General features: G+C 30.6%; 13 protein-coding genes. 8 read left to right on the forward strand and 5 right to left on the reverse strand.

The genetic code is table 11. From position 1 onward, the window contains the following. Positions 1 to 22 precede the first annotated feature (22 nt). On the forward strand, positions 23 to 2,404 hold the full coding sequence (locus WAO74_RS10500; protein ID WP_422161913.1) for a penicillin acylase family protein: 2,382 nt from the start codon (positions 23 to 25) through the stop codon (positions 2,402 to 2,404). A 58-nt stretch (positions 2,405 to 2,462) separates the two neighbouring features. Here WAO74_RS10500 and WAO74_RS10505 read toward each other — a convergent pair whose 3' ends face one another. From WAO74_RS10505 to WAO74_RS10525, 5 genes are read right to left on the reverse strand one after another with little or no spacing between them, the layout of a single operon-like run. Continuing rightward, a complete protein-coding gene (locus WAO74_RS10505) occupies positions 2,463 to 3,200 on the reverse strand; it encodes a nitroreductase family protein (RefSeq protein WP_422161915.1) in 738 nt (245 codons plus the stop codon). Between the two features lie 9 nt (positions 3,201 to 3,209). After that, positions 3,210 to 4,244: an alkane 1-monooxygenase gene (locus WAO74_RS10510; RefSeq protein WP_422161917.1), complete on the reverse strand. Its 1,035-nt coding sequence runs from the start codon at positions 4,242 to 4,244 to the stop codon at positions 3,210 to 3,212. 30 nt (positions 4,245 to 4,274) lie between these two features. Further along, positions 4,275 to 4,961: an RluA family pseudouridine synthase gene (locus WAO74_RS10515; RefSeq protein WP_422161919.1), complete on the reverse strand. Its 687-nt coding sequence runs from the start codon at positions 4,959 to 4,961 to the stop codon at positions 4,275 to 4,277. 6 nt (positions 4,962 to 4,967) lie between these two features. Then, positions 4,968 to 5,579 (reverse strand): ribosome biogenesis GTP-binding protein YihA/YsxC, encoded by a 612-nt coding sequence (gene yihA, locus WAO74_RS10520; RefSeq protein ID WP_422161921.1) that lies wholly within the window; start codon positions 5,577 to 5,579, stop codon positions 4,968 to 4,970. 11 nt (positions 5,580 to 5,590) lie between these two features. Beyond that, positions 5,591 to 6,355, reverse strand: a complete 765-nt coding sequence (locus WAO74_RS10525; protein WP_422161923.1) for an alpha/beta fold hydrolase — start codon at positions 6,353 to 6,355, stop codon at positions 5,591 to 5,593. Between the two features lie 209 nt (positions 6,356 to 6,564). On the opposite strand from WAO74_RS10525, the gene mraZ reads away from it, so the two are divergent. The 7 genes from mraZ to murD all read left to right on the forward strand — a co-directional run bounded on the left by mraZ (position 6,565) and on the right by murD (position 14,608). After that, complete coding sequence (mraZ, locus tag WAO74_RS10530; protein WP_422161925.1) at positions 6,565 to 7,032, forward strand: division/cell wall cluster transcriptional repressor MraZ; 468 nt, start codon at positions 6,565 to 6,567, stop codon at positions 7,030 to 7,032. Further along, a complete protein-coding gene (rsmH, locus tag WAO74_RS10535) occupies positions 7,019 to 7,918 on the forward strand; it encodes a 16S rRNA (cytosine(1402)-N(4))-methyltransferase RsmH (protein WP_422161926.1) in 900 nt (299 codons plus the stop codon). Before mraZ ends, rsmH begins: the two co-directional genes overlap by 14 nt. A gap of 129 nt (positions 7,919 to 8,047) precedes the next feature. Further along, entirely contained in the window at positions 8,048 to 8,374 is a 327-nt protein-coding gene (locus WAO74_RS10540; RefSeq protein WP_422161927.1) for an FtsL-like putative cell division protein, read from the forward strand. Between the two features lie 58 nt (positions 8,375 to 8,432). Beyond that, on the forward strand, positions 8,433 to 10,397 hold the full coding sequence (locus WAO74_RS10545) for a penicillin-binding protein (RefSeq protein ID WP_422162048.1): 1,965 nt from the start codon (positions 8,433 to 8,435) through the stop codon (positions 10,395 to 10,397). Position 10,398: 1 nt separating this feature from the next. Next, positions 10,399 to 11,865 carry a UDP-N-acetylmuramoyl-L-alanyl-D-glutamate--2,6-diaminopimelate ligase gene (locus tag WAO74_RS10550; protein WP_422162049.1) on the forward strand — a complete coding sequence of 489 codons (1,467 nt, stop codon included), beginning with the start codon at positions 10,399 to 10,401 and terminating at the stop codon, positions 11,863 to 11,865. A 2-nt stretch (positions 11,866 to 11,867) separates the two neighbouring features. Next, entirely contained in the window at positions 11,868 to 13,094 is a 1,227-nt protein-coding gene (mraY, locus tag WAO74_RS10555; RefSeq protein WP_422161928.1) for a phospho-N-acetylmuramoyl-pentapeptide-transferase, read from the forward strand. Between the two features lie 125 nt (positions 13,095 to 13,219). Then, on the forward strand, positions 13,220 to 14,608 hold the full coding sequence (murD, locus tag WAO74_RS10560; protein ID WP_422161929.1) for a UDP-N-acetylmuramoyl-L-alanine--D-glutamate ligase: 1,389 nt from the start codon (positions 13,220 to 13,222) through the stop codon (positions 14,606 to 14,608). The last annotated feature ends 48 nt before the right edge of the window (positions 14,609 to 14,656 follow it).

Below are 14,656 nucleotides of genomic sequence, written 5' to 3' on the forward strand. Positions count from 1 at the left end.
TGGCTTCAATAAAAATTTTCAAATGAAATCTATTAAAAAAGCTTTAAAAATTGTTGTTTTATTAATAGTGTTAATTTTACTAGGAGCCTGGTTGTATTCCAAAACGTATCAACCAAAATATGATGGGGAATTAGAAATTAATAATTTAACAGACAATGTAGCTGTTTATTTTGATGAAATTGGAGTTCCACACATTACTGCTCAAAATCAAAAAGATGCTTATGTAGCTTTAGGGTATGTGCATGCACAAGATCGATTATGGCAAATGGAACTAATTCGTAGAATTGCTTCTGGAAGATTGTCAGAAATTTTCGGAAAAGAATTGTTAAAAACGGATGTTTTTTTTGCAGGATTAGGTATAGAAGAAGCTGCAGAAAAAAGTATTGCGAATTTAGATAGAACCTCTGAAGCCTATGTTTTAACAGAGGCATATTTAGACGGAATCAATCAATTTATAAATGAAGGAAAAACGCCTTTAGAGTTTACATTAGTTGGTGTTAAAAAAGAAAATTATACACTTAAAGATATTTACAATGTATTTGGTTATATGGCTTTTAGCTTTGCTGTGGCTCACAAAACAGATCCTTTATTAACAGAGATTAAAGAAAAATTAGGTGATGCTTATTTTAATGAATTAACAACTACAGATGAAGGTGATTTAACTATCAATAAATATGAAGTCAAAGAAATTAAAGGACAAATCTCAAATGCTGTAAGTAAAATTATGGATCAATTACCAGTTTCTACTTTTATAGGAAGTAACTCTTGGGTAATTGCACCAGAAAAAACTAAAAATGGACAAGTAATTTTCGCAAACGACCCTCATATTGGTTTTTCACAACCTTCTGTTTGGTATCAAAATCATATAAAAACACCCGATTTCGAAATTTATGGATTCAATATTGCTTTGATGCCTTTTCCATTATTAGGGCATAATACTGAGTATGCATATGGTTTAACAATGTTGGCAAACGACGATTTAAACTTTTATATCGAAGAAAATAATCCTGAAAATTCCAAGCAATATAAAACTGTTGAAGGTTATAAAAATTATACAATTGTTGATAAAACCATCAGCATAAAAGATGAAAAAGATACTACTTTTCAAGTAAAAGTTTCGAATCATGGGCCAATTATGAATGGTTTAATTACTCATTTAGAAGATGAAAGACCTATTGCCATGAATTGGATGTATACTCAATTAAATAATGAGCAATTAGATGTTTCTTATGAAATGTCTCATTCAAAATCTTTATCAAATTTTAAACAAGCTGTAGCTAAAATTCACGCTCCAGGTTTAAATGTAATGTATGGAGATGCAAAAGGAAATATTGCCTGGTTTGCTTCTGCAAAATTGTATCAGTTAAGAGATAGTCTATCTTCTAAAACCTATTTAAATGGTGTTTCTGGAGAAGATGAAATTACAGAATATCTGCCTTTTTCAGAGAATCCACAAGCCATAAATCCAAGTTGGAATTTTGTGTATTCTGCTAATAATCAGCCAGATTCTGTAAGAGGAAAATTATATCCTGGGTATTATCAACCACAAGATAGAGCAAAAAGAATTGTAGAATTGTTAGAAGCTAAAAATGATTTCACAAAAGAAGATGTCGCTAAAATGATGTTTGATGTAAAATCATCTACAGTGTCTGAAATTGCAATCGATTTACTGAAAAATGTAAACAGAAATGATTTGTCTGTTTCAGAGCTAAAAGCGATTTCTATTTTAGAAAATTGGGATGGAACTTATTTAAAAAATGCTGCAGCACCCACAATTTACAATCGTTTTTTATACGAAGTTTTAGCAGCGACTTATAAAGACGAATTAGGAGATGGTTTTGAGTTATTTATAAATTCGCAATTGCAAGACCAAGCATTGCCAATTCAAATAAATAGAACTCAATCTGTTTGGTGGGATGATATTTCTACACCTTCAAAAAAAGAAGAAAGAAATGAAATTATAACATCTTCTTTTAAAAATGCCTTTACTTTTTTAGAAAATCAGTTAGGAGAAAATGTAGAGGATTGGCTTTGGAAAAGAGTCATTTCTGTAGAGCATGAGCATGCTATTGGAAAAGCAGGAGGTATGTTAAGAACCATTTTTAATGTGGGACCTTTTGAAACTATTGGAGGAAATGAGGTGATAAATAATCAGATTTTTAAGTTAGATAGCACAGGTGTTTATAAAATTACTGCTGGTCCATCTACAAGAAGAGTTATAGATTTTTCTGATGTAGAAAATAGTTTAGGAATACTTCCAACAGGTCAATCTGGAAATGTTTTTAGCCAACATTATAAAGATCAAGCTCAAAAATTTGTAAATGGCGAATTTGTAGAGATGAAACTAAATGAAGTGCAAATAAAAAGAAGCGAAAATGTTTTGGTTTTGAAGCCTAAAAATTAAATTATTAATTAAAATTTTTCCTTGTCATTTCGATCTTTTGGAGAAATCTTATCAATAACTAAACCTCCTTATAAACTTCTTCAAAAGGAATTCTAAAACGATCTCCATAAACACCTTTTGGTTCTCTAATTCCACAAGAAACAATCATATTTATTTCTGCTCCAAAAGATAAACCCAGTAAGTTTTTAACACGCAAAGTGTCAGAACCTTCCATTGGGCAAGTGTCATAACCTTGTGCAGCCATAGAAATCATAAAATTTTCTGCAGCCAAACCACATGTTTTATGTGCAACAATTCGCATATCACTTTTTCTAACTTGTCTGTAAATGGGTTTAAAAATACCAATAACAGAAACCATTAAAAATTTTAAAAAACCTAAGATTCCAAGAAAATCAGCATAAGCAAAAGGGATAATTTTCCCATAATAATTTCTGGCAACTTTTTCTCTACTACTTTGTTCAGATTTAGGGTTGTTAGCTCCAAAATTCGAATCAACAAATTTCAAATTTGCTTTGGCTCTTTGTTTCCATAAATCTTTTCTAGTTACAAAAACAACCAATTGTTGTGCTGTTTTGGCCGCATTTTGATTGAAACAAAAAGGCGCAATTTTAGCAATAATATCTTTGGATGTAATATGATAAAACTCCCACAATTGCATATTACTGCTATTAGGAGCTAAAGAAGCTTGTTCAATACATTTTTTTACAATGGCAGTATCCAGTGGTTTTTCTGCGTTGTAAATTCTTACTGAACGTCTATAATTAATAGCTTCAGAAACTGTTTTCTCTAAGTACATAAAAGCGTTTTATGAATTTTGATTTAGTTTTTTATTCATCACCCAAAACCATAAAGGAGGAAAGAGTGATAATAACATCATACCTGGATAACCTGTTGGCATTTGCGGACTTTCAGGAAGTGATCTTAATAATTGGTAATGTTTAGAACCATTATAATGATGGTCTGAATGACGAGATAAATTAAACAATAAAATCTGCCCAACTTGATGATTAGAATTCCAAGAATGATTTCTTTTTACGCGCTCATATCTACCATGTTCGTTTTGTTTTCTCAATAAACCATAATGTTCTATGTAGTTCACAGTTTCGAGCAAAATAATTCCAGAGACAGCAGCTGCTATAAAAGTAAGAAGTACAAATTGTCCAAAGAAAAAATAAATACTTCCCAATAATAAAATATTACAAATAGTATAAACAACCATTCTATTTTGATGATGTAACCAACTTTTTTCAGTTTCATTCATGCGTTTATTTTCTAACCTCCAAGCTTCTATATAACTTGAAAAATGAGAGCGAAACCAGAAGGTAAAAAGCACTTCATTTTTTCTGGCAGTTGCAGCATCTTTTGGTGTGGCAACATTGTAATGATGACCTCCATTATGATAAGGTAAAAAGTGCGTGTTTAAAGAAGTTAGTAATAAAATTTCTCCTATAAATTCATCAAATCTATTGTTTCTATGCCCAAGCTCATGACCAACATTTATACCAATTACTCCACACATAATTCCCATTCCAAAAATTCTACCAAAAATTTCTGAATTACTTAAATTAGGTTCTTGAATTGCATAAAAAAAGAAAATTAAAAAACCAACTTGTATAGGTAACGTTAAATAAAGTAAATAGGTATACAATTTATTTTCCTTTTCAATTTTTTCTTCCTCTAAAGAAAAATTTTCTTTATTAGGTTTTATAAAAAATTCTAAAAACGGAACAAATCCAAAGAAAACAATAGCAGGTAAATGAGTAAGCCAACCTTTGCTTGTAAAAGAAATATAAACCACTAAAGGTAAAATAAGAATTGAAAAATATTTAAGAGCTTTCATACAGAAAAATATATGTTCTAAAGATAGCAATTAGTTGCATGCGTTCCAAATAACTTCATCTGGAACTGGAGCAGTAACAGAAATATTTTCTTTAGAAACAGGGTGAATGAATTCAATTTTTCGAGCATGTAAGTGAATGCTACCATCTTTATTGCTTCTGTTAAAACCGTACTTTAAATCGCCTTTAATTGGAAAACCAATAGCAGCTAATTGTGCTCTAATTTGATGATGTCTACCAGTTTCTAAATCTATTTCTAAAAGCGAATAATTATCGAGTTTTTTAATCAATTGATAGTGTAAAACAGCTTTTTTAGAACCTTCAGTTTCTTTTTCAAAAACCGAAGATTTATTGTTCTTAGGGTTCTTTTTTAAGAAATTAATAAGTGTGTCTTTCTCTTTTTTTGGGTAGTCTTTTACAACAGCCCAATACGTTTTATTAATTTTCTTATCACGTAACATTTTGTTTAAACGCTCTAAAGATTTAGAAGTTCTTGCAAAAATAATAACTCCAGAAGTAGGTCTATCTAAACGATGCACAACTCCTAAAAAAACATCGCCAGGTTTATTGTATTTTTCTTTAATGTAGTTTTTTACAACATCACTTAAAGGTTTATCTCCAGTTTTATCACCTTGAGAAATATCACCAGAACGTTTGTTAACAATTATAATATGATTGTCTTCAAAAAGTACTTGCAAGTTTTCTTTATTAGAATGCATTATCGATTATTTAAAATCTTTAGCAACATCTTGGTTTACACCATCAATAAAATCTAAAAATTCTTTACGCCCTAAACCTGTTTCAGAAGAAGTTAAAAAAGTCATAGGTAAAGCCTCCCAATGTTGTAATAATTTCTTTTTGTAAGAGGTAATTTGCTTATTTAACTTAGAACTCCCAAGTTTATCCGCTTTCGTAAAAACCAAACAAAAAGGAATTTGATTTTCACCTAAAAAACGCATAAAATCTAAATCAATTTGTTGAGGATCGTGTCTAGAATCTATCAAAACAAAGGTGCAAACTAATTGCTCTCTTTCTTTGAAATAATTTTCTATAAAATATTGAAAAATAACTCTTTTTTTCTTGGAAACTTGGGCATAACCATAACCAGGTAAATCTACTAAAAACCAATCTTCATTAATTTTAAAATGATTAATTAATTGAGTTTTTCCAGGTTTTCCAGAAATTTTAGCTAAATCTTTACGCTCCATTAACATATTAATTAATGAAGATTTACCAACATTTGAACGACCTATAAAAGCATATTCTGGAATTCTATCTTTGGGTGCATTTATAACATTGCTGTTACTCATTACAAATTCAGCAGATTTAATTTTCAAAGCAAAAAAGTTTAAATATTTCTAGATTTTAACCAATCATGAAGAATCAAATTAAATTCCTCAGGTCTTTCCATCATTGCTGCATGACCACATTTGTCAATCCAGAATAAGTCAGAATTTGGTAATAATTTATGAAAATCAATAGCAACTTCAGGTGGTGTAACACTGTCTTGTTTTCCCCAAATTAAGCAAATTGGTTGTTTCATTTCTGGCAAATCGTTAGCCATATTATGCCTAATTGCACTTTTTGCAATAGAAAGGGTTTTTAGAGCTTTCATTCTGTCATTTACAGTAGCATAAACATCATCAACCAATTCTTTGGTAGCAACATTTGGGTCGTAAAAAACTTCTCTAGCTTTGGTTTCTATATATTCGTAATTTCCTCTTTTTGGAAAACTATCACCCATTGCTTTTTCATACAATCCAGAGCTTCCTGTAAGCACAATTGCATTTACTTTTTCTGGATAATGTTTGGTAAAATATAAAGCAATATGACCTCCAAGAGAATTTCCTAAAAGTAAAGCACTATCTATTTTTTTGTATTCTAAAAAATCTTTTAAATAACTTGCCAAATTCTTAACATTCGTCTGAATTAATGGCAAAGTGTAAAGAGGTAATTCTGGAATTAAAACTTTATACCCATTAGTCGAAAAGTGATTAAATGTGGCCCCAAAATTACTCAAAGCTCCCATTAATCCGTGTAAAACAATAATAGCAGGTCCTTCTCCAGCTTCTGCATACGTAAAATTACCTTCAGTTTTTAACTTGTCAGTCATTGATTTTTTATTTGTTTCACTTTGGGCAAATGTAATTCTTTTTTATTACATAGAAATTCATTTCCTAAACAGCAAATTAAGGTTATTAACAATAGGTTTTCATTGTAAACTATGAAGATTCTTTCTTTTTATTAACAAAGTGGTAAAAAGTGGTAAAAAGTGGTAATTTTTGTATATTTTTGATATTTAATATTCAAAATTGTTTTTAATTGATTAATCTAATTGGCACATACGAATGCAAAGCAGATGCTAAAGGAAGAGTGATGTTTTCATCAGCTTTCAAAAAGCAACTGTCTTCTGTGCTAGATGAAGGTTTTGTTTTAAAGCGTGCTGTTTTTCAGCCTTGCTTGGAGTTATATCCTATGAAAGAATGGACTTTGATGATGGAGAAAATTAACAAACTAAATAAGTTTAAGAAAAAGAACAACGATTTTATTAGACGATTTACTGCTGGTGTAAAAATGGTTGAGTTAGATGCTACAGGAAGAATTTTAATTCCTAAAGATTTGTGTGATTTTGCAGGAATAGAAAAACAGATTGTGATGTCATCATCAGTGGGTATCATAGAAATTTGGGATAAAGATAAGTACGAGAAGGCAATTAATGATGCTGCAGAAGATTTTGCAGATTTGGCAGAAGAGGTAATGGGTAATACAGATTTCGATGAGTTATCATAATCCAGTTTTATTAAAAGAAAGTGTTGATGCATTGGCTATTAAGGAAAATGGTGTTTATGTTGATGTAACTTTTGGAGGTGGAGGTCATTCTAGAGAAATCTTAAAAAGATTAGGTAAAAACGGAAAACTGTTTGCTTTTGATCAAGATCCAGATGCTTTAGCGAATGAAATAGATGATGAGCGCTTTGTGTTAATTCAAGAGAATTTCAGATTTATAGCAAGGTTTTTAAGGTTTTACAGAATTAAAAAAGTAGATGGAATTTTAGCAGATTTAGGGGTTTCGTCACATCAATTTGACGAAGCAGAGAGAGGGTTTTCGACTCGTTTTGAAGGTGATTTAGATATGAGAATGAATCAAAAATCTAAAATTTCTGCGAAAGAAGTCATCAATAATTATTCTGAAGAAAAACTAGCAGAAATATTGTTTTTGTATGGAGAGTTAAGAAACTCTAGAAAAATTGCAAGAACTATTGTTCACGAAAGAGGAATCAAAAAAATAGAAACCAGTTTCGACTTAAAGGAAGTTTTAAAAGAATTTTTACCAAAAGCGAAAGAACATAAAATATTGGCTCAAATTTTTCAAGCGATTCGAATCGAGGTAAATGAAGAATTGGAAGTTTTAAAAGAATTTTTGCAACAAGTTCCTAATTTATTAAATGACGAAGGTAGATTGAGTGTTATTTCTTATCACTCTTTAGAAGATAGATTGGTAAAGCGTTTTATACAAACAGGCTTGTTTCAAGGGGAGCCAGAAAAAGATGTTTTTGGAAATTCTAACGAACCTTTAATGAAAGTTGGCAAATTAATAATTCCTTCAAAAGAAGAAATTAAGATTAATAATAGAGCAAGAAGTGCAAAATTAAGAATAGCAGCGCTAAAAAAATAGGTTTCAAGTTTCGGGTTTCAAGTTTTGAGAATATTAGAAACAAAAGAAACAAAAGAAACAAAAGAAACAAGAAGTAAAAGAATATAAAACCAACTTTGAATTCTAAACTTTAAACATTGAATTGAAAAGATGACCAAAGTAAAAAGAGGTATTTACGATTTTTTAAGAGGAAGTTTCCTTACAGATGAATCTGCTTTTAAAAATTGGCGAATTATCATTTTTGTAGTGATGCTCATGTTAATTATGATTTATAGTTCTCATAGTGCAGAAACAAAAGTGTTCGAAATATCAGAATTAAATAAAAGGAAAAGAGAGTTAAGATCAGAATATGTAGATACAGGTACCATTTTAATGCGAATGAAAATGGAATCTAGCATCCGAGAAAAAGCAATAGAAAGAGGTTTAAAACCTTCAGAAACACCTCCAAAAAAAATTATAGTAACTATTAAAGATTAATAAATTGGCAACACAGAAAAAAAGCATCCTTACCAAATTCTACTTAGTAGCTGCTTTTATGTCGCTTTTTTTGCTTGCTATCATTTTTAGAATATTTAATATTCAATTTGTTGAAGGAGACAAATACAAAAAATTAGCCACAGAACTTACTATAAAACAAGATACCATTTATGCAAATAAAGGAAATGTGTATGCTTCAGATGGTAATTTACTGGCAACTTCCATGTCTAAGTTTACGATAAGAATGGATGTTGTTGCAGTAGATAGTAATGTTTTCGAAAAGAATTTTGTTGGGTTGTCAAAAGAGTTGTCTAAAATGTTGGGCAATTCTAAAGAGTTTTATCAAAATAAATTAAGAACAGCAAAAAAACGCAAAAACAGGTATTTGTTAATTGCAAGAAATGTTGGTTATAACGATTATTTGAAAATGAAAGAGTTCCCAATTTTTAACTTGGGAGTTTATAAAGGCGGTTTTATTTCAGAACATAAAACAGTGCGTGCGCATCCAATAGGTAAAATTGCAGAACGTACAATTGGTTATGATGATTTTAGAGGTGAAGCAGGAATAGAGGGTGCTTTTGCAGATTTTATGCAAGGTGAAAATGGTTTGCGATGGAAACAAAAAATTGCAAAAAACCAATGGAAACCAATTTCTGATGTGAATGAAAAAGAGCCCATAGATGGTCATGATGTTATTACTACCATAGATGTTAATATTCAAGATATTACACATCATGCTTTATTACGTCAGTTAGAATTTTATGAGGCAGACCATGGTTGCGCAGTTGTTATGGAAACTGCAACAGGCGAAATTAAAGCCATTTCTAATTTGGCAAGAACCTCTGAAGGCAAATATTTTGAGAAAAGAAATTATGCAGTTTGGGAAAGTCACGAGCCTGGTTCTACTTTTAAGTTAGCAAGTTTAATGGCGGCTTTAGACGATAAGGTTATTGATACCTCTACAGTAGTTGATACAGAAAAAGGAAGAATTTTTGTTCACGGGTCTAAAGTAGAAGATTCACAAAGAGGAGGTTATGGAAAAATATCTGCAGCCAGAGTTTTTGAGGTTTCATCAAATGTGGGTATTGTTAAGCTCATACAAGAGCATTATGATGAGAATCCTCAAAAATATTACGATAAAATAGAAAAATACGGTTTTACAAAACCAATAGGATTTCAAATTAAAGGAGAAGGAAAACCTTATGTACCAAATCCAAAAGATAAAAAAAATTGGAATAATATCTCTTTAGAATGGATGGCTTGGGGTTATGGAATTTCTGTAACACCTATGCAAACTTTAACTTTTTACAATGCTGTTGCAAATAATGGAGTTATGGTAAAACCGCGTTTTGTAAAAGAATTAAGAAGACAAGACAAAACCGAAAAGGTTTTTGAAACGGAAATTACAAATCCAAAAATAGCATCAGACGAAACCTTAAAAAAGATTCGAAAAGTGATGGAAAATGTGGTTAGAAAAGGAACTGCAAATAATATTTATTCTCCTAATTTTTCTATGGCAGGTAAAACAGGAACTGCTAAAAAGTACATTCCAAGAACAAAAAATTCTAAAGGTGAATGGGAAGGGGGTTACTATTCTAATGAACGTTATGTAGCTTCTTTTGCTGGTTTTTTTCCAGCAGATAATCCAAAATTTTCTTGCATTGTAGTTATACATGACCCAGATAAAAACAAAGGTTATTATGGTGCAATTGTAGCTTCTCCTGTTTTTAAAGAAATAGCCCAGAAAATCTATACAACAACACCTATAGATAATCAATCTGTAAACGCTAAAACAGAGTTTGCAGCAATTGATAAAGAGTATAAAAAATACGATAAAAATTTAAGTAAAGAGCATTCTCAAGTACCAAATGTAGAAGGAATGTCTGGAATGGATGCAATATCCTTATTAGAAAATATTGGCTTAAAAGTAAAATTTTCTGGTGTAGGAAAAGTAGAAACGCAATCCATTAAAAAAGGAGAAAAAATAGTGAAAGGAACTACCATCATTTTAAAATTATCATAAACTGAAAAAATTACAAGACATATTATATAAGGTTAGCATCAATCAAGTATTTGGTTTCACAAATATTGATGTAAATCAGCTTGTTTTCGATTCTAGAAAAGTTGAAAAGAATGATGTTTTTGTAGCTCAAAAAGGTGTACATGTTGATGGTCATTTATATATTGAGAAAGCAATTTCTTTAGGTGCAATTGCCATTATTTGCGAAGATTTTCCTTCTGATAAAAAAGACGGAATTACTTATATTCAGGTCGATGATGCAAATGTTGCTTTGGCAATTATGGCTTCTAATTTTTACGAAAATCCGTCATCAAAATTCCCAGTTGTTGGTGTAACAGGTACCAATGGAAAAACCACGATAGCATCACTGTTATATCAATTATTTCACAAAGCAGGTTATAAAGTAGGCTTGCTTTCTACAGTAAAAATTTTGGTTGATGAAACCGAATTTAAAGCAACACACACAACTCCAGATTCAATTACAATTAATAAATATTTGGATTTAATGCTAGAAGCTGGTGTTGAATTTTGTTTTATGGAAGTGAGTTCTCATGGAATTCATCAAAAAAGAACAGAAGGTTTAACCTTTGCTGGAGGTATTTTTACCAACCTTTCTCACGATCATTTAGATTATCATAAAACATTCTCAGAATATAGAAATGTTAAAAAAGAGTTCTTTGATTCTTTGCCAAAATCAGCATTTGCACTTACAAATATTGATGATAAAAATGGCAGCTTTATGTTGCAAAATACCAAAGCAAAAAAATATAGTTACGCTTTAAAAACAGTTTCAGATTACAAAACAAGAATTTTAGAAAAACAACTTTCGGGTACTTTAATTTCTATTGATGGAACAGAAGTCTGGACCAAATTAATTGGCGTTTTTAATATTTACAATCTTACAGCAATTATTGCAACTGCAGAATTATTAGGATTAGAAAAGTTAGAAATCTTAACAATTGTAAGCCAATTAGAAAGTGTAAGTGGTCGTTTTCAATACATTATTTCTGAGGATGGTATTACTGCAATTGTAGATTATGCACACACACCAGATGCTTTAAAAAATGTTTTAGAAACTATAAATGATATTAGAACTGGAAACGAAAAAGTGATTACAGTTGTGGGTTGTGGAGGAGATAGAGACAAAACAAAAAGACCAAAAATGGCACATATTGCTTCGCAATTAAGTTCTCAGGCAATTTTTACATCAGACAATCCAAGAACAGAAAATGCACAAACCATTTTAGACGAAATGGAAGTTGGGGTTTCTCTTGAAAATTATAAAAAAACAATCTCAGTTTTAAATAGAAAGCAAGCAATCAAAACAGCTTGTAAAATGGCAGAAACTGGAGATATTATTTTAATTGCTGGTAAAGGACATGAAAATTATCAAGAAATAAATGGAATTCGTACTCATTTTGATGATTTAGAAGAAGTTACAAACTGTTTTAATCAACTAAAAAAGAATTAAGAATGTTGTATTATTTATTCGAATACTTAAATAGCCAATTTAATTTACCTGGAGCAGGTGTTTTTCAGTATATCACATTTAGAGCAGCTGCAGCATTTATTTTGTCGTTGTTAATTTCTGCTATTTATGGTAAAAGGATCATCAACTTTTTAAGAAATCAACAAGTTGGAGAAACAGTAAGAGATTTAGGTTTAGAGGGACAAAAACAAAAGTCTGGTACACCAACAATGGGTGGAATTATTATTATTCTAGCAACTTTAATTCCTGCAGTTTTATTAGCAAAATTAGATAATATTTATATTCTCATTTTAATAATAACCACTGTTTGGATGGGTTTTATTGGCTTTTTAGATGATTATATAAAGGTATTTAAAAAAGATAAGCAAGGTTTAAAAGGAAAGTTTAAAGTTTTAGGTCAAGTTGGTTTAGGGTTAATAGTTGGTTCGATGTTGTATTTTAATGAGGGTGTAACTATCAAAGAAAAATTACCAGTAGAACAACAAATTACTCTAGAAAATGGAAACAAACAAGTTTTTGGTGAAGCACATAAATCTACAAAAACGACAGTGCCTTTTTTTAAAAATAACGAATTAGAATATTCTAAAATATTTAGTGTTTTAGGAGATGGTTACGAAAAATATGGATGGATTATTTTCATTTTTATAACTGTTTTTATTGTAACAGGTATTTCTAATGGCGCAAATTTAACAGATGGAATTGATGGTTTAGCAGCTGGTTCATCAGCAATCATAGTCATAACATTGGCGATTTTTGCTTGGGTTTCTGGTAACATCATTTTCGCGGAATATTTAGATGTGATGTACATTCCAAATTCTGGTGAAATGACGGTTTTTATACTGGCATTTGCTGGAGCATTAATTGGTTTTTTATGGTACAACACATATCCAGCTCAAGTTTTTATGGGAGATACAGGGAGTTTAACCATTGGTGGAATTATAGCAGTGATTGCTATTTCCATTAGAAAAGAATTGTTGTTGCCAATTTTAGCAGGAATTTTTGTCATCGAAAATTTGTCAGTAATCATGCAAGTTTCTTGGTTTAAATACACAAGAAAAAAATATGGAGAAGGAAGAAGGATTTTTAAAATGTCGCCTTTACATCATCATTATCAAAAGTTAAGTTATCACGAAAGTAAAATTGTAGTTCGGTTTTGGATTGTTGGAATTCTATTAGCCGTATTTACCATTGTAACCTTAAAATTAAGATAAAAAAACCCCATCCCAACCTACCCAAAGGGAAGGAGTTAGCAAGTTTGTGAGTATTTTTTTTTTAATTAAGAGACAAGAGACAAGAGACAAGAGACAAGAGACAAGAAATAAGAAGTTAAAGAGTAATGAGTAATCAAGAAAATAAAATAACGATTCCAGTTTTACCCCCTTTTGGGGAAAGGGGACTTCTTGTAATTCTTGGTGGAGGTGAAAGTGGCGTTGGAACTGCAATTCTTGGAAAACAAAAGGGATACAAAGTTTTTGTTTCTGATAAAGGATTGATAGCAGAAAAGTACAAAGAAGTTCTTTTACATAACGAAATAAATTTTGAGGAAAATAAGCATACAGAAAGCAAAATCTTAACTGCTGATGTTGTGATGAAAAGTCCTGGAATTCCTGATAAAATTGCGTTAGTTCAGAAATTGATAGAAAATTCAATTCCGGTAATTTCTGAAATTGAATTTGCGGCACAATTTACCAATGCAAAGATTGTTGGAATTACGGGTTCGAATGGTAAAACAACTACCACTTTATTAACGCATCATATTTTAAAAAATGCTGGTTTAAATGTTGGAATTGCAGGTAATATTGGAGACAGTTTTGCAAAACAAGTTGCAGAAAATAATTTTGATAATTACGTCTTAGAAATTAGCAGTTTTCAATTAGATGGAATTGAAAAGTTTAATCCTCATATAGCAATTTTAACTAATATTTCACCAGATCATTTAGATAGATACGATTACAAATTTGAAAATTATATCGCCTCAAAATTTAGAATTACAAAAAATCAAAAATCAACTGATTATTTAATTTATGATGCAGACGATGAAACCATAAATAATTGGTTAAAACAAAATAAGACACAAGCAAAATTAGTTCCGTTTTCGCTTGAAAAAGAATTAGAATTTGGAGCATACGTGAAAGACAGTAACATGATTATCAATATAAATAAAGAAAAAATTAACATGCCAACATCAACTTTATCAATTAAAGGAAAACACAATACTAAAAATGCAATGGCAGCTACATTAGCTGCGCAATTATTAAGCGTAAGAAAAGAATTTATCAAGGAAAGTTTGTCAAATTTCGAGGGTGCAGAACATCGTTTAGAAAATGTGGCGAAAATAAAAGATGTTGAGTATATAAACGATTCAAAAGCAACCAATGTAAATGCCACTTTTTATGCTTTAGAATGTATGGACAAAGCAACAGTTTGGATTGTTGGTGGAGTTGATAAAGGAAATGATTATAACGATTTACTACCTCTAGTTAGAGAAAAAGTAAAAGCAATTGTTTGTTTAGGTCTTGACAACGAAAAGATTAAAAACACCTTTGGAAGCGTAGTTGATATTATAGTAGAAACTGTAGGCGCAGAAGAAGCTGTAAAAGTATCACACAAATTAGCAGAAAGAGGAGATGCAGTTTTATTATCTCCTGCTTGCGCAAGTTTCGATTTGTTTAAAAATTACGAAGATAGAGGTCGTCAATTTAAGGCAGCAGTTAAAAATCTTTAGCCCATCCCAACCTTCCCAAAGGGGAGGAGTTAGTAAGTTTGAGGCAGA

It is taken from the genome of Polaribacter sp. (assembly GCF_049276715.1).
In the GTDB taxonomy this organism is placed as follows: domain Bacteria; phylum Bacteroidota; class Bacteroidia; order Flavobacteriales; family Flavobacteriaceae; genus Polaribacter.

Excerpts from the sequence above, each read along its gene's own strand:
- WAO74_RS10540 (WP_422161927.1), top strand. The coding sequence starts at position 8,048 with ATGACCAAAGTAAAAAGAGGTATTTACGATTTTTTAAGAGGAAGTTTC.
- WAO74_RS10500 (WP_422161913.1), top strand. The coding sequence starts at position 23 with ATGAAATCTATTAAAAAAGCTTTAAAAATTGTTGTTTTATTAATAGTG.
- rsmH (WP_422161926.1), top strand. The coding sequence starts at position 7,019 with ATGAGTTATCATAATCCAGTTTTATTAAAAGAAAGTGTTGATGCATTG.
- mraY (WP_422161928.1), top strand. The coding sequence starts at position 11,868 with ATGTTGTATTATTTATTCGAATACTTAAATAGCCAATTTAATTTACCT.
- WAO74_RS10515 (WP_422161919.1), bottom strand. The coding sequence starts at position 4,961 with ATGCATTCTAATAAAGAAAACTTGCAAGTACTTTTTGAAGACAATCAT.
- murD (WP_422161929.1), top strand. The coding sequence starts at position 13,220 with ATGAGTAATCAAGAAAATAAAATAACGATTCCAGTTTTACCCCCTTTT.
- WAO74_RS10510 (WP_422161917.1), bottom strand. The coding sequence starts at position 4,244 with ATGAAAGCTCTTAAATATTTTTCAATTCTTATTTTACCTTTAGTGGTT.
- WAO74_RS10545 (WP_422162048.1), top strand. The coding sequence starts at position 8,433 with ATGTCGCTTTTTTTGCTTGCTATCATTTTTAGAATATTTAATATTCAA.
- WAO74_RS10525 (WP_422161923.1), bottom strand. The coding sequence starts at position 6,355 with ATGACTGACAAGTTAAAAACTGAAGGTAATTTTACGTATGCAGAAGCT.
- WAO74_RS10505 (WP_422161915.1), bottom strand. The coding sequence starts at position 3,200 with ATGTACTTAGAGAAAACAGTTTCTGAAGCTATTAATTATAGACGTTCA.